The 22,858-nt window shown below is 74.4% G+C and carries 24 protein-coding genes; 5 read left to right on the forward strand and 19 right to left on the reverse strand.

Annotated elements, in window-relative coordinates:
- The first annotated feature begins 56 nt into the window (after positions 1 to 56).
- Positions 57 to 857 carry a carbon-nitrogen hydrolase family protein gene (locus ACFPZN_RS11000; RefSeq protein ID WP_378281752.1) on the forward strand — a complete coding sequence of 267 codons (801 nt, stop codon included), beginning with the start codon at positions 57 to 59 and terminating at the stop codon, positions 855 to 857.
- A gap of 20 nt (positions 858 to 877) precedes the next feature.
- On the opposite strand, the gene ACFPZN_RS11005 is transcribed toward ACFPZN_RS11000, so the two are convergent.
- The 9 genes from ACFPZN_RS11005 to ACFPZN_RS11045 form a co-directional block, all read right to left on the reverse strand.
- Positions 878 to 1,390: a cupin domain-containing protein gene (locus ACFPZN_RS11005; protein WP_378281753.1), complete on the reverse strand. Its 513-nt coding sequence runs from the start codon at positions 1,388 to 1,390 to the stop codon at positions 878 to 880.
- A gap of 65 nt (positions 1,391 to 1,455) precedes the next feature.
- Complete coding sequence (locus ACFPZN_RS11010; RefSeq protein WP_378281754.1) at positions 1,456 to 2,580, reverse strand: tetratricopeptide repeat protein; 1,125 nt, start codon at positions 2,578 to 2,580, stop codon at positions 1,456 to 1,458.
- A 113-nt stretch (positions 2,581 to 2,693) separates the two neighbouring features.
- Complete coding sequence (locus ACFPZN_RS11015; protein ID WP_378281755.1) at positions 2,694 to 3,074, reverse strand: VOC family protein; 381 nt, start codon at positions 3,072 to 3,074, stop codon at positions 2,694 to 2,696.
- An 85-nt stretch (positions 3,075 to 3,159) separates the two neighbouring features.
- Positions 3,160 to 4,209 carry an NAD-dependent epimerase/dehydratase family protein gene (locus ACFPZN_RS11020; protein WP_378281756.1) on the reverse strand — a complete coding sequence of 350 codons (1,050 nt, stop codon included), beginning with the start codon at positions 4,207 to 4,209 and terminating at the stop codon, positions 3,160 to 3,162.
- A 66-nt stretch (positions 4,210 to 4,275) separates the two neighbouring features.
- Positions 4,276 to 5,508 (reverse strand): RNA-guided endonuclease InsQ/TnpB family protein, encoded by a 1,233-nt coding sequence (locus ACFPZN_RS11025; protein WP_378281757.1) that lies wholly within the window; start codon positions 5,506 to 5,508, stop codon positions 4,276 to 4,278.
- A gap of 181 nt (positions 5,509 to 5,689) precedes the next feature.
- Positions 5,690 to 6,232, reverse strand: a complete 543-nt coding sequence (locus ACFPZN_RS11030) for a Clp protease N-terminal domain-containing protein (RefSeq protein ID WP_378281758.1) — start codon at positions 6,230 to 6,232, stop codon at positions 5,690 to 5,692.
- Positions 6,233 to 6,239: 7 nt separating this feature from the next.
- Positions 6,240 to 6,473 (reverse strand): helix-turn-helix domain-containing protein, encoded by a 234-nt coding sequence (locus ACFPZN_RS11035; protein WP_378281759.1) that lies wholly within the window; start codon positions 6,471 to 6,473, stop codon positions 6,240 to 6,242.
- Between the two features lie 31 nt (positions 6,474 to 6,504).
- Positions 6,505 to 7,524: a hemolysin family protein gene (locus tag ACFPZN_RS11040; protein ID WP_378281760.1), complete on the reverse strand. Its 1,020-nt coding sequence runs from the start codon at positions 7,522 to 7,524 to the stop codon at positions 6,505 to 6,507.
- 7 nt (positions 7,525 to 7,531) lie between these two features.
- Positions 7,532 to 8,869: a hemolysin family protein gene (locus ACFPZN_RS11045; protein ID WP_378281761.1), complete on the reverse strand. Its 1,338-nt coding sequence runs from the start codon at positions 8,867 to 8,869 to the stop codon at positions 7,532 to 7,534.
- Positions 8,870 to 8,974: 105 nt separating this feature from the next.
- On the opposite strand from ACFPZN_RS11045, the gene ACFPZN_RS11050 reads away from it, so the two are divergent.
- The 4 genes from ACFPZN_RS11050 (at position 8,975) to ACFPZN_RS11065 (ending at position 14,501) form a co-directional block, all read left to right on the forward strand.
- Complete coding sequence (locus ACFPZN_RS11050; RefSeq protein ID WP_378281762.1) at positions 8,975 to 9,934, forward strand: MBL fold metallo-hydrolase; 960 nt, start codon at positions 8,975 to 8,977, stop codon at positions 9,932 to 9,934.
- A gap of 4 nt (positions 9,935 to 9,938) precedes the next feature.
- Positions 9,939 to 11,516 (forward strand): FAD-dependent oxidoreductase, encoded by a 1,578-nt coding sequence (locus tag ACFPZN_RS11055; RefSeq protein WP_378281763.1) that lies wholly within the window; start codon positions 9,939 to 9,941, stop codon positions 11,514 to 11,516.
- A gap of 87 nt (positions 11,517 to 11,603) precedes the next feature.
- Positions 11,604 to 12,623, forward strand: a complete 1,020-nt coding sequence (locus ACFPZN_RS11060) for a hypothetical protein (protein ID WP_378281764.1) — start codon at positions 11,604 to 11,606, stop codon at positions 12,621 to 12,623.
- A 99-nt stretch (positions 12,624 to 12,722) separates the two neighbouring features.
- The gene (locus ACFPZN_RS11065) at positions 12,723 to 14,501 is read left to right on the forward strand and encodes an FAD-dependent oxidoreductase (protein WP_378281765.1); all 1,779 of its coding nucleotides are present in this window, start codon (positions 12,723 to 12,725) and stop codon (positions 14,499 to 14,501) included.
- Here ACFPZN_RS11065 and ACFPZN_RS11070 read toward each other — a convergent pair.
- From ACFPZN_RS11070 to ACFPZN_RS11115, 10 genes are all read right to left on the reverse strand, one after another.
- The gene (locus tag ACFPZN_RS11070; RefSeq protein WP_378281766.1) at positions 14,475 to 15,329 is read right to left on the reverse strand and encodes an acyl-CoA thioesterase; all 855 of its coding nucleotides are present in this window, start codon (positions 15,327 to 15,329) and stop codon (positions 14,475 to 14,477) included. The two genes, ACFPZN_RS11065 and ACFPZN_RS11070, sit on opposite strands and share 27 nt — an antisense overlap.
- A gap of 92 nt (positions 15,330 to 15,421) precedes the next feature.
- Positions 15,422 to 16,183 (reverse strand): DeoR/GlpR family DNA-binding transcription regulator, encoded by a 762-nt coding sequence (locus ACFPZN_RS11075; RefSeq protein WP_378281767.1) that lies wholly within the window; start codon positions 16,181 to 16,183, stop codon positions 15,422 to 15,424.
- Between the two features lie 83 nt (positions 16,184 to 16,266).
- On the reverse strand, positions 16,267 to 16,560 hold the full coding sequence (locus ACFPZN_RS11080; RefSeq protein ID WP_378281768.1) for an HPr family phosphocarrier protein: 294 nt from the start codon (positions 16,558 to 16,560) through the stop codon (positions 16,267 to 16,269).
- A 56-nt stretch (positions 16,561 to 16,616) separates the two neighbouring features.
- The gene (locus tag ACFPZN_RS11085; protein ID WP_378281769.1) at positions 16,617 to 17,657 is read right to left on the reverse strand and encodes a zinc-dependent dehydrogenase; all 1,041 of its coding nucleotides are present in this window, start codon (positions 17,655 to 17,657) and stop codon (positions 16,617 to 16,619) included.
- Positions 17,654 to 18,193, reverse strand: a complete 540-nt coding sequence (locus tag ACFPZN_RS11090) for a PTS mannitol transporter subunit IIA (RefSeq protein WP_378281770.1) — start codon at positions 18,191 to 18,193, stop codon at positions 17,654 to 17,656. Before ACFPZN_RS11090 ends, ACFPZN_RS11085 begins: the two co-directional genes overlap by 4 nt.
- Positions 18,177 to 18,491, reverse strand: a complete 315-nt coding sequence (locus tag ACFPZN_RS11095; RefSeq protein WP_378281771.1) for a PTS lactose transporter subunit IIB — start codon at positions 18,489 to 18,491, stop codon at positions 18,177 to 18,179. Before ACFPZN_RS11095 ends, ACFPZN_RS11090 begins: the two co-directional genes overlap by 17 nt.
- A gap of 42 nt (positions 18,492 to 18,533) precedes the next feature.
- Positions 18,534 to 19,739, reverse strand: a complete 1,206-nt coding sequence (mtlA, locus tag ACFPZN_RS11100; RefSeq protein ID WP_378281772.1) for a mannitol-specific PTS transporter subunit IIC — start codon at positions 19,737 to 19,739, stop codon at positions 18,534 to 18,536.
- 53 nt (positions 19,740 to 19,792) lie between these two features.
- Complete coding sequence (gene pfkB, locus ACFPZN_RS11105) at positions 19,793 to 20,734, reverse strand: 1-phosphofructokinase (protein ID WP_378281773.1); 942 nt, start codon at positions 20,732 to 20,734, stop codon at positions 19,793 to 19,795.
- 205 nt (positions 20,735 to 20,939) lie between these two features.
- A complete protein-coding gene (locus ACFPZN_RS11110) occupies positions 20,940 to 21,500 on the reverse strand; it encodes an HU family DNA-binding protein (protein WP_378281774.1) in 561 nt (186 codons plus the stop codon).
- A gap of 91 nt (positions 21,501 to 21,591) precedes the next feature.
- A complete protein-coding gene (locus ACFPZN_RS11115; RefSeq protein ID WP_378281775.1) occupies positions 21,592 to 22,818 on the reverse strand; it encodes an RsbRD N-terminal domain-containing protein in 1,227 nt (408 codons plus the stop codon).
- Between the last annotated feature and the right edge of the window lie 40 nt (positions 22,819 to 22,858).

A 22,858-nucleotide genomic window follows, 5' to 3' on the forward strand; every position in this document is an offset into this window, starting at 1 on the left:
GCGGCGTCTCGGGGCAGGTCGTACCTGGAAACAACGCACGGAACGAGGAGAACGAGATGGTCCAGGTCGCCGTAGCGCAGTTCGCGGCAGGGCAGGACAAGGAGCGGAACCTGGCGGACGCGGCCAAGCTCGTGGCCGACGCCGCCGGGCGCGGCGCCCGGCTGGTGGTGCTGCCCGAGTACGCGATGTTCGCCGCGCCGAAGATGGACGAGCGGTTCGTCGAGTCCGCCGAGCCGCTGGACGGGCCGTTCGTCGGCGGCCTCGCCGACCTGGCCGCCCGGCACGGCGTGCACGTCGTCGCCGGCGTGAACGAGGCGGTGGACGAGCCGGGCCGCATCTCCAACACCCTCGTCGCCCTCGCCCCGTCCGGCGAGCCGGTCGCCCGCTACAGCAAGATCCACCTGTACGACGCGTTCGGCTACAAGGAGTCCGACCTGGTGCGCCGCGGCCCGATCGAGCCGCCGCAGACCTTCGAGGTCGAGGGCGTCACCTTCGGCATGCAGACCTGCTACGACGCGCGCTTCCCGGAGATGGCCCGGCTGCTGGTGGACGCGGGCGCCGACGCGCTGGCCCTGCCCGCCCAGTGGGTGCCGGGGCCGCTCAAGGAGGACCACTGGCGCACCCTCGTCCGGGCCCGCGCCATCGAGAACACCATCTACGTCGTCGCCGCCGACCAGTGCGCGCCCAACGGCGCCGGCAACAGCATGATCATCGACCCGATGGGCGTGGTCGTGGCGTCGCTGGGGGAGGGCACCGGCATCGCGGCCGGGGAGGTCTCCCCGGACCGCGTCGCCGAGGTCCGGACGAAGAACCCGGCCCTGCGGCTGCGCCGGTTCGGCGTCACGCCCCTCGACTGACCGCGCTCGGCCGCTGCTTATCAGACCATGTACTGGTCGTGGCGCCGGTACAGCTCGGTCCACTCCTCCTTCGACAGCTGCCGGCCGCTGGTCGCGATCTCGGCCAACGCCTCGAAGTAGGCCTCGCGCGGCGCGCCCGGCGTGAAGAGGATGAGCATCGACGCCGGCTCGCCCGACTCGTTGCGGAAGGCGTGGACGCCGCCCTCGGGCACGAACAGGAAGTCGCCCTGCGTCGCGTCCACCCAGTCCTGGCCGTTGTAGAGCCGGACGGTCCCGGACAGGACGTAGAACGACTCGGTGATCGTCCGGTGGAAGTGCGCGGCGGGCCCGGACGGCTCCGGGCCCATGTCCCACTGGTAGAGGCCGAACGCCCCGCCGGTGGAGCCGCCCGTGCCCAGGTAGCTGGTCCGGGTTCCGGTCCCGGGCGGCGCCCCGGCCCGCGCGGTCGTCAGGTCGGGCCCGGCGGCGGCCCGCCGCAGCACGCCGCTGACCTCGCCGCCCTCGCCCAGGTACCGGGCCTCCGGATAGGACATGGAACCTCCCCCTCGTCGCCGACGATCTACAGCACGGTAGACCAAGGGCCGGGCGGGCGGACGGATCAGCGCGGTGGAAGGAGGCCGCGCAGCCCCTCGATCTCCTCAAGGTCGGCGCCCAGCGCGGTGGCGCGCTCGAGGACGGCGGGCACCTCGCCGGCGCGGTCCTGGTCCAGGAGCAGATGGGCGTGGGCGACGGCGCAGTGCGGGTCGCCCAGCTCGGTCCCCTCGCGCAGGCGGACCTCGGCCTCCTCGTCCCGGTCCAGATCGTGCAGGACGTAGGCCAGCCGCAGGTAGGCGTCGCGGTCGCCGCCCTCGGCCGCCAGGCCGTAGTGGCGCAGCGCCTCCTCCAGGCGGTCGCGGACCTCCAGCCACGCCGCGTACCAGTAGTCGGCGTCCTCGTCCGCCGCCTCCACCGCGATCTGGTGGGCGGCCTCGATCACCACCGGTTCCTCGCCGTTGCGCTGCAGGTGCCGGGCGTAGGCGGTGTGCGCGCCGGCGAGGCCGAGCCCGATGGCGCGGCGGATGCGCCGGGCGGCGCTCGCCGCGTCGCCGGCCTCGTCCTCCAGCTTGGACAGCTGCAGCAGCTTGGCGTCCCGGCCCTCCTCCACGGCGATGCGCAGCCACCGGATCGCCTCGGCCGTGTCGCCGTCATCGGAGGCCATCGAGCCCAGGTTGCCCGCCGCCAGGTCGTCGCCGGCCAGGTACGCCCGGAGCAGCAGCACGCGGGCCTCCTCCTCCCGCCCCGGCCGCTCGCTGAGGAAGGCGCCCAGATCGTTGGCGGCGTAGGGGTCCTCGTCGTCGAGCGCGACGCGGTACCACTGCTCGGCCTCCGCGTGCCGCAGCGGGTCCCCGGCCAGGATGTTCGCCATCAGCCTCGCCAGGTGGAGGTGCCCCTCGCCCAGGCGGGCACCCAGCATCTCCACGGCCTCCTCGGCCCGCCCGGTGTCGCGCAGCAGCTCGCCCAGCCGCTCGTCGCCGTTCCAGTCCTCGCCGGCGGCGATGGACGCGCGGAACAGCCGCTCCGCCTCGGCGGCGTCCTCGCCCCAGCGCAGCAGGGCGACGCCGTACTCGACCCCGGCGCCCGTCACGCCCCCGGCCATGGCCTCCAGGTACAGCGCGCGGGCGCCCTCGCGATCGCCGCCGGCCTCCAGTTCGTCGGCGCGCCACCAGACCTCGTCGCCGTCCACGTGATCCAGAGTCTCACAACCCGGTTTTGACATGGCGGTGGACGGTGGCGCGCGAGACGTCGAACCGCTCGGCGAACAGGGCGCTCGCCGCGTCCAGGAACCCGCCCCCGGGGTCAGGACCAGCCGCCGTACGGGACGGTCAGGACCTCCATGGCGTGCCCGGACGGGTCGTCGAAGTAGACGCCGCGCCCGCCGTCGCGGGTGTTGATCTGGCCGGGGCCGCTGCCGTCCGGGTGGGCGTAGTAGCGGGCGCCGGACTCCTTGATCCGCGCGAAGACGCCGTCGAACTCCTCGTCGGGGATCAGGAAGGCGCAGTGCTGCCAGCGGAAGTCGTCGGAGTCCATGAAGTCGAGCGTCACCCCGTTGCCCGTCTTCACCGGCAGGAACGGGCCGGTCCTGGGGCCGACCTCCAGGCCCAGGACGTGGGCGAGGAACTCGGCCGAGACCTTCTTGTCCCGGGCGGGGACGATGATGTGATCGAGCTGGATGGACATGTCGGGCACCTCCTCACCACGAGTGTGCGACCTCAAGCGTGGTCGAGGTCAACCGCGGTGACGGGACCCTGTTCCCGGGGCGGCGTCAGGGGCGGCGGCCCACGCCGGTCATCAGCTCGCGCAGCCGCATCGGGCCGCCCGTCCCCGGTGCCAGCGGCGGGGTGTCCATGCCCGCGTCCGTGCGCAGCCCCGCCAGGAAGTCGCGCAGCGCCTCCATGCCCGTGTGCGCGGGCGACCAGCCCAGCTCCGCCCGGGCCCGCGCGGTGTCCATGATCGGGACGTGCAGGGCCAGGTCGAGCAGGTCGGGCGAGGCGGGCACCATGCCCATCGTCCAGGCCGCGCGCAGCGCCGCGCGGGCGCCCCGGGCCGGCACCGGCACCTTCCGGGCCTTCAGCAGCTCGGCCAGTTCGCCGGTGCCGATCACCGGCTCGGCCGCCAGGTTGAACGGCCCCCGCACGTCCTGGACGACCGCCAGCCGGTAGGCGTCGCCCGCGTCGGCGGTGTGCAGCGCCTGGAAGCGCAGCCCGGGGAGGTCCGGCACGATCGGGATCAGCCCCGGCCGCACCAGCGGGCCGGGCAGGAACGGTCCCGCGAACAGGCGGCGCTGCTCGGCGGCCGACTCCCGCTTGAAGATGAACCCCGGCCGCATCCGCACCACGCGGCACTCGGGATGCTCGGCCTGGAACCCGTCGAGGAGCCGCTCCACATAGGACTTCTCGCGGCTGTAGGCGGCGGCCGGCCAGCCGTGCGTGGGCCAGGTCTCGTCCACGCCGCGGTCCTTGGGGCCGGGGGAGTACGCGCCCACCGACGACGCGTACACCAGGGCCGGCACCCCCGCCTCGGCCACGGCCATGAACACCCGCGCGCTGCCGAGCACGTTGGCCCGCCAGGTGACCAGGGGCGCGTGGGTGGGCTGGAACAGCCAGGCCAGGTGGACGACGGCGTCCGCGCCCCGGAAGTGCGGGACCAGGTCGGTGGTGTTCACGTCGGCCACGGCCCACCGGGTCTTGTCGACCTTGAGTCCGGGGCGGCGCCGGGCGAGCCCCAGGATCGAGGTGACCGCCGGGTCGGCGGCCAGCGCCTGCACGGTGCTGGTGCCCACGTTGCCGGTGGCGCCGACGACCACGACGCGCATGACTGCCTCCGTCGGTTGCGGGGATCGGTGCAGCCCGCCCTACCCGCGCCGGCGGGGGCCATGCGGTCAGGACGCGGGGTCGCCGAAGACTTTGCCCGGAGTCAACTGCCCGCCCCTGAAAAGGGATGGGCTTGCGGCTCGTGACTGCCTCTGACGATGGGGCGGTGACACGGCTGCATGGGGCGGGTTGACGAACACCCACGCCGTTCGTGCGCGTCTTCGGACGTTCACGGCGGCGATGTGGTCGGCCGGGCCAGCGAGCCCGCAGACCATACAGTAAAAGACGTCCCGGGTGGGACGGTTCCTTCTGGTGACGTGCCAGCAGCGCGGGCACCCCTGGGAGGTGTGGGCAGGGTCCACCTCGATCACCGGCACCCCGGCACGCCGGGCTTTGTAGCCGATGAAGGTGCCGAGTTGGTGGAATGGCCAGGACGCGAGGGTGGCCCGCTGGTGCCGCCTGAGCCGTACCCGGTCGCGGATGCCCTTGAGGTCTTCGAGGGCGATCCCGCGTCCGGTGCGTTGGGCATCGGCCACCACCGTCTTGGCGATCGTGTGGTTCGCATGGGCGGCGTGCCGGGCCTCCCGGCGCGCCCGCTTCTTGAGTTTGCGCTTGGCGGACTTGGTGCCCTTGGCCTGTAGTTCGGCCCGCACCCGCGCCATCCGGCGCCGGTAGCGTTCCAGGCTCCGGCCCTGGTGGTTGTGCCCGTCGCTGGTTGTAACCAGGTTCGCGATGCCGCGGTCCACCCCGATCCAATCGGCGGGCTCGTACGGTTCGGCCTCGGGCACCTCGCAGGTCGCCATCAGAAACCATTTCCCGTCCCGGCACACCAGGTCCGACTCGCCCCGGCGATGCTCGGCCAGGGTCTTCAGCTGGGACGGCTCACCGGTGAAGGACAGGTTCTTCATCCGGCCGCGGATCGTCCAGATGCTCACGGTGCGGGTGTCAAGCTGCCAAGACAGGCACCGATCGTCGAACGGCTGTGCGGCATCCGGCCGGAAACCGATCGGCTTGGAGGTGGCCTCGGTCCGCCGTGGTGAGCCCCGTTCGCCCAGGAGCCCGGCGCGGATCTGGGCGTGCAGGGTGGTGTAGGCGTCGGCGGTCTTGCGGATCACATGCAGGGCGGGCTGGGCCGACAGGCCCCGTGCCTTCATCTGGCAGTACAACAGCTTCTGCAACCCGGCTCGAGAGAACGCACCCCGTTCGAACGCGATCTGTGCCGCTTGGCCGGCGGCCTGGTTGCAGGCCCGCAGGGTGTGGCTCAGCACAGCCGCCTGCTCGGGCGTCGGCAGCAGCTTCACCTGTACCGCTATTTTCACAATCCGTGACTCTAGCATCACGTAACGTTTGAGGAGCCTGTCGAAGATCCCTGCGGGGACCGGTGGCCGCCGTGATCGGATGGAGCGGCGCAACTACGGCGGGGTCGGGTTCGGGGTGCGGCCGCGCGGCCCGGCGCCGCGGGTGAAGCCGGGCCGGGGCGGGTCAGGCGGCGTCGGCCGTGATGAGCCGGGTGACGTCGGCGCGGAGGGCGGCGACGTGCACGTCCTGGGCGGCCAGGAGGCGCACCGCCTCGGTTTCGTTGTCGTGCAGGAGGCCCAGCAGGAGGTGGCCGCCGCCGATGTGGCCGTGCTTGAGCCGGATCGCGTGCCGCAGGGCCAGCTCCAGCGCCTTCTTGGTCTCGGGGGCGAACGGGATGTGCCCCTTGCGGAAGCGGCCGGCGGGGGCGTCCAGCGCGCCCTCGCCGAAGTTGCTCTCGGCGGCCTGGCGCACCGCGTCCAGGTCGATGCCCAGGGTGCGCAGCGCTTCGGCGTCGATGTCGCCGGCCCCGGCCCTGCGGACGACGGCGGCGCGGAGGGCGCCGGGCTCCTGCCCGTGGTCGCGCAGGGCGCGGGCGGCCGGGCCGTCGCCCTGCAGCAGCGCCAGCAGCAGGTGCTCGGTGCCGATCCTGCGGCCGGAGGTGGCGCGGCACTCCTGCTGCGCCCCCGTCACCGCGGCGCGGGCCTCCTTGGTGAAGCGCTCGAACATCCCCGTGTCACCTTTCCTTCTTGAGGACACGGCGGCCTCCGCCGTGCTTCTTGTGGACGGCCTGCCGGCTCACGCCGAGGCAGACCGCGATCTCCTGCCAGGACCAGCCCTGCTCGCGCGCCCCCGCGACCTGCAGCGCCTCCAGCCGGTCGGCCAGCTCGCGCAGCGCCCGCACGGCCCGCAGCCCGACGGCCGGGTCCCGGCTGCCCGCCTCCTGGGCGAGCCTCACTCCGTCGTCCATGGTGTCAATGTAGGTTGACACTCGATCCTTGTCAACCGACGTTGACAAGGGTGGAGAGGAGATCGTCCAGGTTGATCAGGCCGGCGATCCGGCCGTCGGCCTCCCGCACCAGGCCCAGATGGCTGTGATGGGCGCGCAGCGTCGTGACCGCCTCCGCGACCGGCGTCGCCGCCGCCAGCGCCGGCACCGGGTGCGCCAGCCCGCCCGCCGTCGCCCGGCGCCCCCGCGCCCGCGCCAGGTAGGCGTCCCGCACATGCACCATCCGCGGCGGCCCGCCCTCCGCCGCGCCGCGCAGCATCAGCCGCAGCCGCCCGGTCCGCGCCGCCGTCTCCACGATCTCCGCCGCGGTCGCCGACGGCGGCACCGACACCACCTCCGACAGCGGGATCACCAGGCCCGACAGCGGCGTGCGCGGCGCGTCCAGCGCGGCCGTCAGCAGATGCAGATCGGTCTCCTCGATCAGCCCCAGCCGGCGCGACTCCACCGCCAGGCTGCGCAGCTGCTCGGGCGTGCGCGACACGCTCACCGTGTCGCGCGGCGGCACCCCCACCAGCCGCAGCAGCAGGTTGGTGACCGCGTTCAGCGCCGCCAGCACCGGCCGCACCACGGCGGCGTACGCCCGGAACGGCGGCGCCAGGATCATCGCCGACCGCTCCGGCCGGATGATCGCCCACGACTTGGGCGCCATCTCCCCGACCACCATGTGCAGGAACGTCACCAGCCCCAGCGCCAGCACGAACGCCACCGCGTGCGCCGCCCCGTGCGGCAGCCCCGCCGCGTGGAACAGCGGGGCGAGCGATTCGGCGATCAGCGGCTCGGACACCAGGCCCAGCCCCAGCGAGCACATCGTGATGCCCAGCTGCGCCCCCGCCAGCATCAGCGACAGCTCGCCGATCCCCGCCACCGCGGCCGCCGCCGTCCGGCTGCCCCGCGCCGCCGCCCGCTCCAGCCGCGGCCGCTTGGCCGCCACCAGCGCGAACTCCGCCGCCACGAAGAACCCGTTGGCGGCCAGCAGCCCCACGGTCAGCGGCACCCCGGTGGAGAGGTCCACGGCCCGATCACCCGCCCCGTCCCGCGGGCACGTCCTCGACCCGCAGCCGCACCAGCTCCGGCACGTGCCGGCGCACCGACAGCACCTCCACCACCGCGCGCCGCCGCGGCTCGGCCAGCCGCCGCGGCGCCAGGTCCACCGTCACCACGTCGCCCGGCTCGGCGATCCGGCCCAGCCGCTTGTGCAGCAGCCCGGCGACCGTCTCGTAGTCGCCGCCCGCGGGCAGCGCGATCCCGGTCTCGTGCGCGACCTCGTCCACCCGCAGCCCGGCGTCGGTCGTCCACCAGTCGCCGCGGCGCACCGCCAGGTCCTCGCCCACCTCGTTCTCGTCGGCGATCTCCCCGACCAGCTCCTCCGCCACGTCCTCCCAGGTGACCAGGCCCGCGAACCCGCCGTACTCGTCGACCACGCAGGCGATCGCGCCCTCCCCGTCGCGCAGCCGCGCCACCACCTCCGGCAGCGGCAGCGTCGCGGGCAGCAGCGGCGCGGGACGGCACACGTCGCCCACCCGGGTGCGCGCCGCCTCCTCGAGGTCCAGCCGCACCAGCTCCTCCAGCCCCACCAGCCCGACCAGATCGTCCACGCTGTCCCCGACCACCGGGTAGCGGGTGTGGCCGTGCGCCGTGATGATGTCGGTGAGCCCGTCGGCCGTCGCCGCCGCCGGGACGGTCACCACGTCCACCCGGGGCACCATGACCTCCTCGGCCGTCCGCTCGGGGAACGCCAGCGCCCGCTCCAGCAGGTCCTGCCCCTCCTGGAGCTCCTCCCCGGACTCCCCGATGATGTGGCCGAGCTCCTCCAGCGTCGCGCCGTGGTGCAGCTCCTCCACCGGTTCGATCCCCACGGCCCGCAGCAGCCGGCCCGCGGCGGCGTCGAACAGCCGGATCACCGGGGAGGCGATCGCCAGGTACACCAGCGTGGAGCGCGCCAGCGCCCGCGCCAGCGGCTCCGCCCTGGCCAGCGCCAGGTTCTTGGGGAGCAGCTCGCCCAGCACCATCTGCACGACGGTCGCCAGCGCGAACCCGGCGGCCACCGCGATCCCGCCGACCGCCGCGGCCGGCACCCCGGCCGCCGCCAGCCCCGGCGCGAACAGGTCGGCCAGCGCCGGCTTGGCGATGAACCCGACGATCAGCGCGGTCACCGTGATGCCCAGCTGGGCGCCCGACAGCATGAACGACACCCGCCCCATCACCCGCACGGCGCGGGCGGCGTTCCGGTCGCCCTCCCGGGCCCGCCGCTCCAGCTCGGACCGGTCGGCGGTGACGAACGCGAACTCCTGCGCGACGAACCAGCCCGTCGCAGCGGTCAGCAGTACGACGGCGAGCAGACCCAGCGCGACGTCCACGCTGCAGACCATTCCCCGCGCAAGATCTTTCTCACCCGGGATTGCCGGGCGCCGCGCGGTGGAATGAAACCCCGCACCGCCGGCGATCCCGTGAAGGGGGCAACGATGCCCAGACCGTTCGCGTCGTCCGCAGACCTGGCCGACAAGGAGCAGACCCTCGAGGTGCTCGACGACGGGGTGTACGCCCTCACCGCCGAGGGCGACCCCAACGTGGGCGCCGTCGAGGGCGAGGACTTCCTGGTCTGCTTCGAGGCCCTCGCCACCCCCGCCGCCGCCCGCGACTGGCTGGTGAAGCTGCGGCGGCACACCGACAAGCCGATCCGCTACCTCGTGCTGTCGCACTACCATGCGGTCCGCACGCTGGGCGCGAGCGCGTTCGGCGCCCCCGTGATCATCGCCCACGACCGCACCCGCGCCCTGATCGCCGAGCGCGGCCGGCAGGACTGGGAGTCGGAGTACGGCCGGATGCCCCGCCTGTTCAAGGAGCCCGAGGGCATCCCCGGGCTCACCTGGCCGACGGTGACGTTCTCCAGCACCCTCACCATCGACCTGGGCGGCGACCGCGGCGACCTCGACCTGGCCTACTGCGGGCGCGGCCACACCGAGGGCGACATCGTGGCGTGGCTGCCGCGGCGGCACATCCTGTTCGCCGGCGACCTGGTGGAGACCCAGGCCGCTCTCTACACCGGCGACGCCTTCCACCGCGAGTGGGCCGCCGGCACCCTCGACCACGTGGAGTCGTTCGGCGCCCGTACTCTGATCGGCGGCCGCGGCGCGGTCGCGCACGGCCGCGAGGCGGTGCGCGCCGCGATCGCGCAGACCCGCGACTTCCTCGAGGTGATGATCGCCGAGGTGGGCGAGGTCCGCGACCGCGGCGGCACGCTCAAGGACGCCTTCGCCGCCGTGCACGGCGCCCTCGCCCCCGCCTACGGCGGCTGGCCGATCTTCGAGCACTGCCTCCCGTTCGACGTCTCCCGCCTCTGGGACGAACTGGAGGGCATCGAACGCCCCCGCGTCTGGACCCCCGAACGCGACCGCGAGACCTGGGCCGAACTCCAGGACTGACGAGATGAGCGACCGGGTTCTCGTGATCGGGGCGGGGCCTGTCGGGTTGACGGCCGCCCTGCTGCTGGCTCGGTGGGGGGTGCGGGTGCTGGTGCTGGAGCGGCATCCGGGGCGTGCGGCGGCGGGGTCGCGGTCGATCTGCCAGCAGGGCGACGTGCTGGACATCTGGTGCCACGCGGGCGCGGAGGCTGTGGCCGAGGAGGGGCTGGCCTGGACGACGGCGCGGACCTACTTCCGCGACCGGGAGCTGTTCTCGTGGCGGTTCGCGGAACCGGGAACGCTGCCGCCGTGCGTGAACATCTCCCAGTCCCGCACCGAGGAGATCCTGGACGCCTGTGTCGCCGAGCACGCCGATCTGATCGAGGTGCGGTGGGGCTGCGAGGTGACCGGGCTGGAGCAGGACGCCGGCGGGGTGACCGTGCACTGCGGGGACGGGGAAGCGGTGCGGGCGCCTTACGTGGTGGCGTGCTCGGGCGGGCGGTCCCCGGGCGTGCGCGAACTGCTCGGCGTCGGGTTCCCGGGGGAGGGCTTCGACGACCGGTTCCTGATCGTCGACCTGGAGGCGGATCTGCCCGGCTGGGAGCACGAGCGGCGCTTCTACTTCGACCCGCCGTGGAATCCGGGCCGCCAGGTGCTCATCCATCCGTGCCCGGGGTCCCGGTACCGGATCGACTGGCAGGTGCCGCCCGGGTTCTCGCTGGACGAGGAGGAGGCGGGCGGCGGCCTCGACCGGCGGGTCCGGCAGATCATCGGGGACCGGCCGTACCGGATGCTCTGGCGCTCGGTGTACCGCTTCCAGTCCCGGGTGGCCGACCGGATGCGGGTGGGCCGGGTGCTGCTGGCGGGCGACTGCGCGCACGTGTTCGCGCCGTTCGGCGCGCGGGGCCTCAACTCGGGGGTGCCGGACGCGGAGAACGCCGCCTGGAAGATCGCGTTCGTGCTGCGCGGCTGGGCGCCGCCGGAGCTGCTGGAGACCTACCACCTGGAGCGGCACGCGGCGGCGCTGGAGAACCTCGACGTCACGGCCGCCACGATGCGCTTCCTCGTGCCGCAGGGGGAGGAGGCGCGGGCGCGCCGGATCGCGGCGCTGGAGCGGGCGGCGGCCGATCCGGCGGCGATCGGGGGCGTGGACTCGGGCCGGTTCGCCGAGCCGTTCTGGTACGGCGGCTCGCCGCTCACCACGCCCGAGCCGACCCGGCCGCCGCCGGCGGGACGGCCGCCGAAGGGCGCCGTGCAGCCGCCCGCGCCCGGGGTGATCGTCCCGGACCTGCCGCTCGGGGACCCCGGCGGCGCCACCAGGCTGCGCCGGCTGCTCAGGGACGGGTTCGCGCTGCTGCTCGCCCCCGGCCTCGGTGACGGCGAGGACCTCGTGGCCGAGGCCCGCGCCGTCTCGGGGGCTCCGGTGCACGTCGTGGCCGATCCCGGCGGCGCCGTGGCGCGCGGCCTGGGCGTCAGGGCCGGGGAGGCGTGGCTGGTGCGTCCCGATGCGCACCTGGGCGCGATCCTGCCCCGTCCCCGCCCAGGTGACCTCGCCGCGGCGCTGCGCAGGGCCCTCGGCGCGGCCGGCGCCGCCGAGTTGTGAAGATCTCGTGGAGGATCTGGAGCGCCCCTTTTCCGCGTGATAGGCACGGGGTGATGGTCAGGTTCGTTCCCGAGCGGTGGGAGTGCCATGACGGATGACGGACGCCCCCGGCCCGTCCTCGACCCCGAGATCCCCGCCGAGGACCGCGCGCTCCTGGACGCCGCCCCCGAACGGCTGGTCGCCGCCCGCCTGCCCGCCCCGCCGCGCCCCCGGACCGGCCGGGGCACGATCGCCGCGCGCGCCCTGTGGGTCCCGGCGGCCGCCCTCTTCTACGGGGTGCTGCCGGGCGGGTGGATCCGCATGTTCTTCCTGGCCGCGATGGACGGGGACGACCTGGTCGACGTGGTCTTCGGGTGGGGCCGCGCCGCCCTGCTGGCGATGCTGGTCGTGCCGCTCGTCCACGCCCTGCTGATCCTGTCCGGGCAGGGCGAGGCGGCGGTGCTGCTGGCCGCGGTGAGCTTCACCGGCTGGACGGCCGGGATCCTGCGGCACCTGCGCGAGCCGGCCGCCGCCCGGGCCGCCCGCCGGTACCACGGCCGCTACCTGCTGCCCGGCGACCTCGACCGGCCCGCGGCCCGGCTGCTGGTACGCGCGCAGCGGGCCTGCGACGCGGTGCTCGGCTCGGCGGCGCACCGCGCCGGGCTGCTGGACGACGTCGACAACACCGTCGTGCTGCCCCGGCAGGAATGGGCGATCGCGGTCGCGCTGGCCGAGCACACCCGGCTGCGCCGCGAGCGCCGCGCGCAGCGTCCCGAGCGGCTCTCGCCGCGGGTGCGGGCGCTGCTGGAGCCGCAGGACCGCGCCCTGGAGCTGTCGGTCGCCTCGGTCGTCGAGCGCGTCGAGGCCCTGGAGACCTACGCGGCGCAGGCGCGCGGCCTCGACGACGCGTACCACGAGTGGCAGGTCGTGCGGCGGCTGCCCGAGCAGAACGAGCGCTACCGCGAGCTGCTGGCCGCGACCGTCCGCGACGACCTGGCGCGCGAGGAGATCGAGCGGCTCGCCGGCGGCGCCGCGGCGGCCCGCGACCTGCTCCGCGAGTCGGTCGGCGACGCCGTGCGCGCCGGGCACGATCTTGTCAGCGCGATGACAAACCCTCGCGCGAAGTGATGCCGCGCGCACATTGCGCTGCCGCCGCCGCGGGTCGATAGTCGGTCGTTCAGATTCGGCCGGGCGACGGCGCGCGGCGACGGAGGAGGCGACCGGCTCATGGCGGGAACCGACGGCGGCGAGGGCTTCGACTACGACGTGGTCGTGGTCGGGTCCGGCTTCGGCGGCAGCGTCGCCGCGCTGCGGCTGGCCGAGAAGGGCTACCGGGTGGCGGTGCTGGAGGCCGGCCGCCGCTTCGACGAGGGCTCCCTGCCCAAGACCAACTGGCGGCTGCGCAAGTACGTGTGGATGCCCCGGCTGGGCATGCGCGGCATCCAGCGGTTCCACCTCGTCCGCGGCAAGGCCAAGGTGCTGGTCCTGGCGGGCGCGGGCGTCGGCGGGGGCTCGCTGGTGTACGCCAACACGCTGTACGTGCCGCCGCGCCCCTTCTTCACCGACCGCCAGTGGGGCCACATCACCGACTGGCAGGACGAGCTCGCGCCGTTCTACGAGCAGGCGCAGCGGATGCTCGGCGTCACGCCCAACCCGCTGATCACCCCCGCCGACGAGGCGATGCGCCGCGTCGCCGAGCGCATGGGCGTCGGCGACACCTGGCACGTGACGCCGGTCGGGGTGTTCTTCGGCGAGCCGGGCACCGAGCCGGGCGCGGAGGCCGACGACCCGTACTTCGGCGGCGCCGGGCCCAGCCGCAACGCCTGCGTCGCGTGCGGCTCCTGCATGGTCGGCTGCCGCGCCAACGCCAAGAACACCCTCACCAAGAACTACCTCTACCTGGCCGAGCGCAAGGGCGTCACCGTGCTGCCCGACACCACGGTCCGGGCCGTCGCCCCCAGGGACGGCGGCGGCTACCAGATCGAGGTCGTGCGGACCGGGGCCCTCCCGCTCCGCCGCCGCACGATCACCGCCGAGCAGGTCGTGTTCGCCGCCGGCACGTACGGCACCCAGTCCCTGCTGCACGAGATGCGCGGCAAGGGACGGCTGCCCCGCCTGTCGCCGCGCCTGGGCGAGCTGACCCGCACCAACTCCGAGGCCCTGCTCGGCGTCGAGCGGATGACCGTGTGGCACCGCGAGAAGGACGTCGACCACAGCACCGGGCTGGCCATCACCTCCTCCTTCCACCCGGACGAGAACACCCACATCGAGCCGACCCGGTACGGGCTCAACGGCAACGCGATGGGCGCCATCCGCACGCTGCTCGTCGACGGCGGCGGGCGCCTGCCGCGCTGGGCGAAGTTCGCCGGGCAGAGCGTCCGGCACCCCACGATCATCCTGCGCGGCCTGTCGCTGCGGGACTGGGCGAAGCGGACCATCATCGCGCTGGTCATGCAGACCCACGACAACTCCATCACCGTCCGGGCCAGGCGCGGCCTGCTGGGCCGCCGGCTGCTGTCGGCGCGGCAGGGGACGGGCGAGCCCAACCCCACCTGGATCCCGATCGGCCACGACGCCACCCGGATGCTCGCCGAGGAGCTGGACGCGACCCCGGGCGGCACCTGGTTCGACCTGTTCAACATCCCGACCACCGCGCACTTCATCGGCGGCTGCGTCATCGGGGACTCGCCCGAGACCGGCGTCATCGACCCCTACCACCGCGTGTTCGGGCACCCCGGGCTGCACGTGGTGGACGGCTCGGCGATCACGGCCAACCTCGGCGTCAACCCGTCCCTGACGATCACGGCGCAGGCCGAGCGGGCGATGGCGTTCTGGCCGAACCGGGGCGAGCCGGACCCGCGGCCGGAGCCGGGCGCCGCCTACCGGCGGCTGGAGTGGGTCGCGCCGCGCGACCCGGCGGTGCCCGCGCACGCGCCCGCCGCGCTGCGCCTCCCGCTCGTGGACGGCACCGCGCCCGGGTCAGGAGCCGCCGGCAGGGCGCAGTAGGGCCTCCTGCGCGAGCGAGGCGACCAGCACCCCGTCCTCGGTGTGCAGCGTGCCGCGGGCCAGGGCGCGCGCGCCGAAGTTGCTCGCCGGGTCGGCCGAGAACAGCAGCCACTCGTCGACCCGGGCGGGCCGGTGGAACCAGAGCGCGTGGTCCAGGCTGACCGCCGCCGCCAGCTCGCGCGGCGAGCCCGGCGCCCGCGAACTGCTGACCACGGCCATGTCCGACAGGTAGGTGATCAGGCAGGCGTGCAGCGTCAGGTCGTCGCCGAGCGGCTCCCGGCACCGGATCCAGAACGGGTGCGGGATCGGGAACCCGTTCGGGCGGGGCGGCTTCACCACCCGGAACTCGAACCCGGGCGGATGCCGGATGAACGCCGGGAACTCCGGCGGCTCCAGGCGGCCGGGCGGCGGCGCGTCCGGCCGCGGTCCGGCCTGCCAGTCGAAGCCCGGCTCCGGGTCGTGGAACGAGGCGATCATCTCGAAGATGGGCTTGCCGCCCTGGGCGGCCGTGACGTGGCGGGTGGAGAACGCCCGGCCGTCCCGGGTGCGCGCGACGTCCAGCCGCAGCGGCTCGCCGGGCGTGCCCGGCCTGATGAAGTAGGCGTGCAGGGAGTGGGGGAGCCGGCCGGCGCCGACGGTCAGGCAGGCGGCGCGCAGGCTCTGCGCCGCGACCTGGCCGCCGAACAGCCGCTCCCGCCCGATCCCTCCGGTCGCGGTGATCTGGAAGGCGTCGCCGTCCAGCGCCTCGAGGTCGAACAGCCGCACGATCTCCGGTGGGGAGCCCGCGCCCTTCTCCCCGCCCGTCTCCGGGTCCGTACGGTGGCTCATCCGGGTGCCTCCGCCTCACATCGCCACAGATCCTGTCCAACCGTACAGTCGGTTGTCCGGGCGCCTCCACGCCGCCCCGGCGGACGGGCCGGTCAGGCGCGGATGACCTCGGGGCCTTCGGCGGCCAGCTCGGCGGCGACCTCGGTGTCCAGCCCGGTGTCGGTGATCAGCACGTCGATCTCCGACAGCGCCGCGAACCGCACCAGGTTGTCGTTGCCGATCTTGGTGCGGTCGGTGAGCAGCACCCGCCGCCGGGACGAGGCGATCATCGCCCGCTTGACCGCCGCCTCCGCCTGGTCGGAGGTGGTCAGCCCGTGCGCCGCCGAGCAGCCGTTGGTGGCCATGAACGCCACGTCCACCCACAGGTCGGCCAGCGGGCGCAGCACCCAGTCGTCCACCGTGGCCAGGGTGCGCGCCCGCACCCGGCCGCCCAGCATGATCACCGTCAGGTTGGCGCGGGCGGCCAGCGCGGTGGCGTGCGGCGGCGAGTTCACGATCACGGTCAGCTCGCGGTCGGCGGGCAGCAGCTGCACCAGCCGGGCGGTGGTGGTCCCCGCGTCGATGATCACCGAGCCCTCGTCGGGCAGCTCGGCCAGCGCCGCCTTGGCGATCCGCTCCTTCTCCTCGGTGAGCACGGCGTCCCGCGCGGCCAGCGCCGGCTCGAACCCCAGCCGCTCCACCGGGATCGCGCCGCCGTGCACCCGGCGCAGCGTCCCCGCCCGCTCCAGGACGGTCAGATCGCGCCGGATCGTCTCCGTGGTCACCGCGAACAGCTCCGACAGCGCGACCACGTCGACGCGGCCGTCGGCGCGGGCCCGGGCGAGGATCGCCTGCTGCCGTTCCTCGGCGTACATGGTCGTCGGCTCACCTGCCCTGGACGTGGTGACGGGGACACCATTGTCGTACAGCCGTCATGCGGCGGCGGCAGCCCGGGGACTCACCCGGCCCCGGCCCCGCCGGGCTCCTCGGCGTCCAGATCGCGGGCGACCAGCTCGGCCAGCTCGTCCAGCGCCCGCTCGGCGTGCTCGCCCTCGGCGCTCAGCGTCACCTCGGCGCCGTGCCCGGCGCCCAGCGCCAGCACCGCCAGGATGCTGGCCGCGGGCACCGGGGCCTTGCCGCCCGCGCTGATCAGGACCGGCACGGGCTGCCGCGCGGCCTCCTGGACGAAGATCCTGGCGGGCCGGGCGTGCAGCCCCTGCGCCGACCCCACGACGACGATGCGTTCGGGCACGTTCTCCCTGCCTTCCGGGGATGCGCTCCCCGCTCGTGCCGACCCCGGGACGCGCCCTAGGGCTCGACGGTGACCTTGATCGCCTCGCCGCGCGCGACGAGGTCCAGGGCGTCGTGCACGCGCGCCAGCGGGACGCGGTGCGTGACGAGATCGTGCACGGGCACCTCGCCCGAGCCGATCAGCCCCAGCGCGCGGGCGTTGTGCGCCGGGCTGGAGCCGTTGGCGCCCACGATGGTCAGCTCCCGGTAGTGCACCTGGTTGGAGTCGCAGGAGATGACCGGGTCGTCCTTGGGCAGCCCGCCGAAGAAGCTGATCCGGCCGCCCGGCGCGGCCATCCACTGCGCCTGGGTCTGCGGCGCGTGCGCGGCCGCCGCCGTGATGATCACGTCCGCGCCGCGGCCCCCGGTGAGGTCCCGGACCGCCTCGACCGGGTCGGTGCCGTCCGCCAGGATCGCCGCGTCCGGCTTGACCAGCTCGGCGGCCCGGTGCAGCCGGTCGGGGTTCAGCTCGACCAGGAACACCCGGCCCGCGCCGCGCGCCCGCGCCACCCGCACGTGCAGGCAGCCGATCGGGCCGGAGCCGAACACCACCACGTCGTCGCCCTCGCCGACCCGCGCCAGCTCCTGCCCGTTCAGCACGCAGGCCAGCGGCTCGGCCACCGACGCCTCGGCGAACGAGACGCCCTCGGGGATCCGGTTGACCCCGTCCACGGCCAGGACCTTGGCGGGGACGATCATGAACTCGGCGAAGCCGCCGTCGTAGTGGTAGCCCATCGACTCCTGCCGGGAGCAGACGGTCCGCCGCCCGCGCGAGCACTCCGCGCAGGTCCCGCAGGGGATCGCGGCGATCACCTGGAGCCGGTCGCCGGGCGCCCAGCCCTCGGTCCCGGTCCCGGCGGCCACCACCTCGCCGGCGATCTCGTGCCCCATCACCCGGGGCGGGACGATGTGGTGGTGGCCGAACCTGGAGATCTTGACGTCCGTGCCGCAGGTGGAGCAGTTGCGGACGCGGATCTTCAGTTCTCCGGGGCCGGGCTCGGGCTCGGGGGCGTCCTCCAGGCGGATGTCCCCGGGGGCGTGGAAGCGGGCGACCTTCACTGTGCCGGCTCCTGTTCCTCGTCGTGGTCGTGGTCTGGGTCGGTTTCCTGGTCGGCGGGACGGAGCAGCCGGACGATCTCCTCGGCCGCGGTGGCCCCGCGCAGCGCGCGGGCGCGCCCGGGGTCCATCAGGATCTGGGCGAGCTCGGCGAGGATGCCGATGTGGCCGTCGCCGCGCGCGGCGATCGCGATGGCCAGCGTGACGGTGTGGCCGTTCCAGTCCGCGCCCTCGGGGAAGCGCACGACCGCGAGCGCGTCCCGGCGCACGGCGTCCTTGCCCGCGGCCGTGCCGTGCGGGATGGCCACGCCCTCGGCGAGGTAGGTGGAGATCGACCGCTCGCGGTCGAGCATGCTGGCGACGTACGCCTCCTCCACCGCGCCGATCTCCACCAGCAGCCGGCCGCACTGCCGTACCGCGTCGTCGCGGTCCTCGGCGCGGGCGTCCAGGCGGATCGCGGCCGGATCGAGCAGCCCGGCCGCGCCCGCGCCGCCAGACCCCGCGCCGCTGGACCCCGCGGCGCTAGACACTGAGCGCACCGCCGTCCTTGATGGCCTTGACGACCCGGTCGACGGCGGGGTCGCCGATGAAGATCTCGAACGGGACGACCACCGCGCCGCCGGGCGCGCCGCGCCGGGCCCGCTCGGCGAGCCCGGAGTGGCAGACGACCACGTCGGCGTCCGACGGGATGGAGTCGACGGGGGTGTGCTCGACCGCGACCGGCTGCTTCTTCAGCGCCTTGCGCAGCTGCCCGGCCAGCATCACGCTGCTGCCCATGCCGGCGTCGCAGGCGATGACGAGCTTGCGGATGTCCTTGCCTTCGATGGTGGTTCCCATGCTGGTCCTCCGCTGGGGGTCGGGTGGTCGGGGCCGCCGCGGCTAGCGCGCGGCCGGTTGCTGGGCGGTGCCCGTGTCCGTTCCGGTGTCTTCGTTCGTGCCCGTTTCCGTGGCCGCGGCCGCCTCGTCCCCGGAGTCCTTCCCTTCGGGGGCCGCCTCGTCCCCGGAGTCCTGCTCGCCGGAGGGCCGGTCCTCGGCGAGCTTGCCGAAGCCCAGCAGCGCCGCGCCCACCGCGAACGAGACGGCGGCCGAGGCCAGCAGCCCGCCGTAGACGCCGACCCAGTTGCCCACGCCCCGCGGCGTCTGGGCGAGGTAGGCGAAGATGCTGCCGGGGGAGGGCGTGGCGACCAGTCCGGTTCCGGCGGCCAGGAAGATGGCGATGCCGGTGGCGCCCCCGGCGATGGCGGCCAGGATCATCCGCGGCTTCATCAGGATGTACGGGAAGTAGATCTCGTGGATCCCGCCGAAGAAGTGGATGATCGCGGCGGCGGGGGTGCTGGGGCGCAGCCGGCGCGGCCCGAAGAACATGTAGGCCAGCAGCACGCCGAGCCCGGGGCCGGGGTTGGACTCCAGCATGAACAGCACCGACTTGCCGGTCTCGGCCGCCTGCTGGACGCCCAGCGGCCCGAGCACGCCGTGGTTGACCGCGTTGTTGAGGAACAGCACCTTGGCCGGCTCGATCAGCACCGAGGTCAGCGGCAGCACGTCGTGGTCGACCAGCCAGCCGACCGCGTCCCCGGCGGCCTCGGTGAAGGTGCGCACGACCGGGCCGATCGCCACGTTCCCCGCGATCGCCATCGCGGCGGCCAGGATGCCCGCGGAGAAGTTGTCCACCAGCATCTCGAAGCCGGTCCGCACGCGGTCCTCGATCAGCCCGTCGAACAGCTTCATCAGGTACGCGGCCAGCGGGCCGATGATCATGGCGCCCAGGAACATCGGCACGTCGGCGCCCACCACCAGTCCCATGGTGGCCACGGCGCCGACCACCGCGCCGCGCTGGCCGTGCACCATCCGGCCGCCGGTGTAGCCGATGAGCAGCGGCAGCAGGATCTTGATCATCGGGTCGACCAGCTCGCCCAGATCCTTGTTGGGCAGCCAGCCGGTGGGGATGAACAGCGCGGTGATCAGACCCCAGGCGATGAACGCGCCGATGTTGGGCATCACCATGCCCGCCAGATGGCCGCCCAGGCGCTGGACGCGGGCCCTGACTCCGTCGCCGGTCGGTTGCGGGGTGTACGCAGTGGCCATGACGGCCTCCTGATGGTCCGGGGGGGTGGGGGTGGAGGGAAAGGTGTCGCGGGTCAGCTCACGAGGGGCTGGTCGAGGTCGGGCCGGGAGTGGATGCGGACGATGTCGTGGCGGATGTCGGAGCGCCGCGGCATCCGGCTGGCGGGCAGCCGCACCGCGGCGGCGCCCCAGGCCAGCGCCTCGGCGAGCGCGCGCGGGCCGCGCGCCCCGGCGGCCAGGAACCCGGCGAGCAGGGCGTCGCCCGCGCCGACCGTGCTGCGCGGGTGGGCGACGGGGGCGTCGCCGGCGATGACGCCGTCGTCGTCGACCAGGACCGCGCCGTCGGAGCCCAGGCTCACCAGCACCCCGCGGGCGCCCCGGGCGCGCAGCTCGCGGGCGGCCTCGACGACGTCGGCGAGCCGGCCGACGGGGCGCCCGACCGCCTCGGCCAGCTCCTCCCGGTTGGGCTTGACCAGGTCGGGACGGGCGGGGAGGGCGGCGAGCAGCGCGGGCCCGCTGGAGTCGATCGCGACCCGGATGCCGGCCGCGGAGACCCGGCGGCACAGCTCGGCGTAGATGCCGTCGGGCACGCCCGGCGGCAGGCTGCCGCAGCCCGCCACCCAGCTCGCCGCGGCGGACTCGGCGGCGACGGCCCCGGCCACCTCGGCCAGCTCGTCGCCGGACAGCGGGGCGCCGGGCTCGTTCAGCTTGGTGACCACCCCGCCCGGCTCGGCGATGGTCACGTTGGAGCGGGTGCGCCCGGCCACCGGCACCGCGCGCACGGCCAGCCCCTCGGCCGCCAGCAGCCGCCGCAGCTGCTCGCCCTCGGAGCCGCCGACCGTGACCACGGCGGTGGAGGCGACCTCCCCGCCCGCGAGCAGGGCGCGGGAGACGTTGACGCCCTTGCCGCCCGGGTCCAGCCGCGCCGAGCGCGCCCGGATCATCTCGCCCCGGGTCAGGACGTCCACCTCGATCGTCCGGTCCAGGCTCGGGTTGAGGGTCACCGTGACGATCATCCGCGGGCCGTTCCCCGCTCCGCACCCGGCATGTTGTTTCCTCCAGGTTTTGAGTTGGTTCTCCTTTGTTTACGCCCGTGAGTGTCCGAGGTCAAGACCTGAAGGCCGGAATGGGTGGGCTGGATCACAGAAATGGCAAGCGAAGCGGGCATGCGAGAAGCCCCGCGCGTGCGGCACGCGCGAGGCGGAGGGGGCGGCGGTAACGTCAGCGAGCCTTGGCGGCCTTCTTCCCCGAGCCGCCCTTCTTGCCGTCCTTCCCGGTCTTCCCGGCCTTGGCGTTCTTGACGGTCTTGGTCTCCTTGCGGGCCTTCCCGCCGTCCGCGGCGGCCTGCTTGGCCTTCTTCGCCTTCTTGTCCTTCTTCGGCGGCTTGGCGGCCTGGACCTCGGCGGACGCGGCGGCCTCCTCCTGGGCGGGCGCCGCGGTCGTGGCCCGCGCCGGAGCCGGGGCGGGTGCCGCGGCGGCGGCCGTCCCGCCGGACGCGCCGTCGGCGCCCTGGGCCACCCGGTTACGGAACGTCTGCCCGAACCGGAACCTCGGCACCTCGCCCGCCGCCACCTCGACCGTCTGCCCGGTGCGCGGATTGCGGGCCGTCCGGGCGGGGCGGGCGGCGCGGTCGAAGGTGCCGAAGCCGGTCACCAGCACGCGCTCACCGGCCGTGACGCTGTCGACGATGGCGTCGAACACCGCCTCCACGTGGCGGCGCGCCACGGCGCGCTCGCTGCCCGCCCGCTCCGCCACGGCCTCGATGAGTTCGGTCTTGTTCATCCGCTGTTCCCTTCGCCGCAACCCGATTGTGCTGGTCAGGCTAGACCAGCGGGGTGGCGCCGACCACCCGGACGGCCCGGAGGGCGCGGGATCAGTCCTCGTGCGGCTCGACCAGGTGCTGCCAGCTGTGCAGCAGCAGGAGCAGCTCCAGATGGCGTCCGGGGTCGTTCAGCTCGCCGGAGAACAGCTCCTCCAGGCTCGACAGCCGGTAGCGGACGGTCTGGGTGTGCACGTTGAGGCGCTGGGCGGCCGCGGCGGCGTTGCGCCCGTTCTCCAGGTAGGTGAGCAGCGTCGACACCAGGCGCCGCCGCTGGTTGGGGGTGAGCTCCAGCAGCGGACCGAGCCGCTGCGGGATCGCCGCCTCGATCAGGTCCAGCCCGACCGAGGCGACCAGCGTCGGGAGATGGTCCACGCAGCGCACCAGGCCGTCGCCGGGGATCTTCCCCGCCTCGGCCAGCTCCAGCGCCCGCCGCGCCCAGTGCAGCGACACGCTCCCCCGGGACAGGTCGACGGTCGGGCCGACCGCGGCGGGCGTGCCGCCCAGCGCGGCGAGCAGGTCGCGGTGCCCCGGGCTGTCGGGGTCGGGGACGACCAGCGACGGCACCTGGCTGTGCCAGTCGGCCAGCACCGGCGGCGGCAGCAGCGGCGGGGCCTGGTCGCCGAGGCTGCGCACCGCCACCACCGCGATCGTGGACGGGGTGCCCCAGCCGGTGGATCGTGCCAGCTGGGTGATCGCCACCCGGTCGGCCAGCCCGTCCCCGGTGAGCATGGCGTGCAGCCGGGCGCGCAGGTGCTCGCGCTGGCTGCCGGGCCGGTCGTGGACGCTCGCGTAGCCGCGGGTGGCCGCCTCGGAGATCGCGTCCAGGAACACGAACAGCGCCTCGATCAGCCGGCCCAGCGTCTCGTGCGGCCAGTCCAGCCGGGCCGCGTCGGTGGTGAAGCGGCGGGCGGCGACCTGGCCGCACAGCCGCATCGCCGTCTGCAGGCTCTCCAGGCTGCGGCCCTTGCGCGCCTCGTACGCGCCGATCTCGGCGTAGATCTGGCGCAGCGGCTCCCAGGAGGCGTCCGGGCTGGAGACCACCACCAGGAAGTCGGAGACGGCCTGCCGGATGGCGCCCCACATCTTCTGCCCGTAGTTGCTGCCCAGCGGCCGGGAGTACTCGGGGATGCGCTGCCGGATCCAGTCGATCATCTCGTGCGCGACGTCGTCGACGTACGGGCGGATCGGGTCGATCACCTCCGGCGGGAGGGTGCCCCATGGGATCTCGGGGACCCCGGGGGCGTTCCTGACCCCCGCCGCTCCCGTTCGCTCGCTCAAGGTCGCCTCCTGGCCCGGCGGTGATTGCTCATTTACTGAT

It is taken from the genome of Actinomadura rugatobispora, from assembly GCF_042656285.1.
GTDB lineage: Bacteria > Actinomycetota > Actinomycetes > Streptosporangiales > Streptosporangiaceae > Spirillospora > Spirillospora rugatobispora.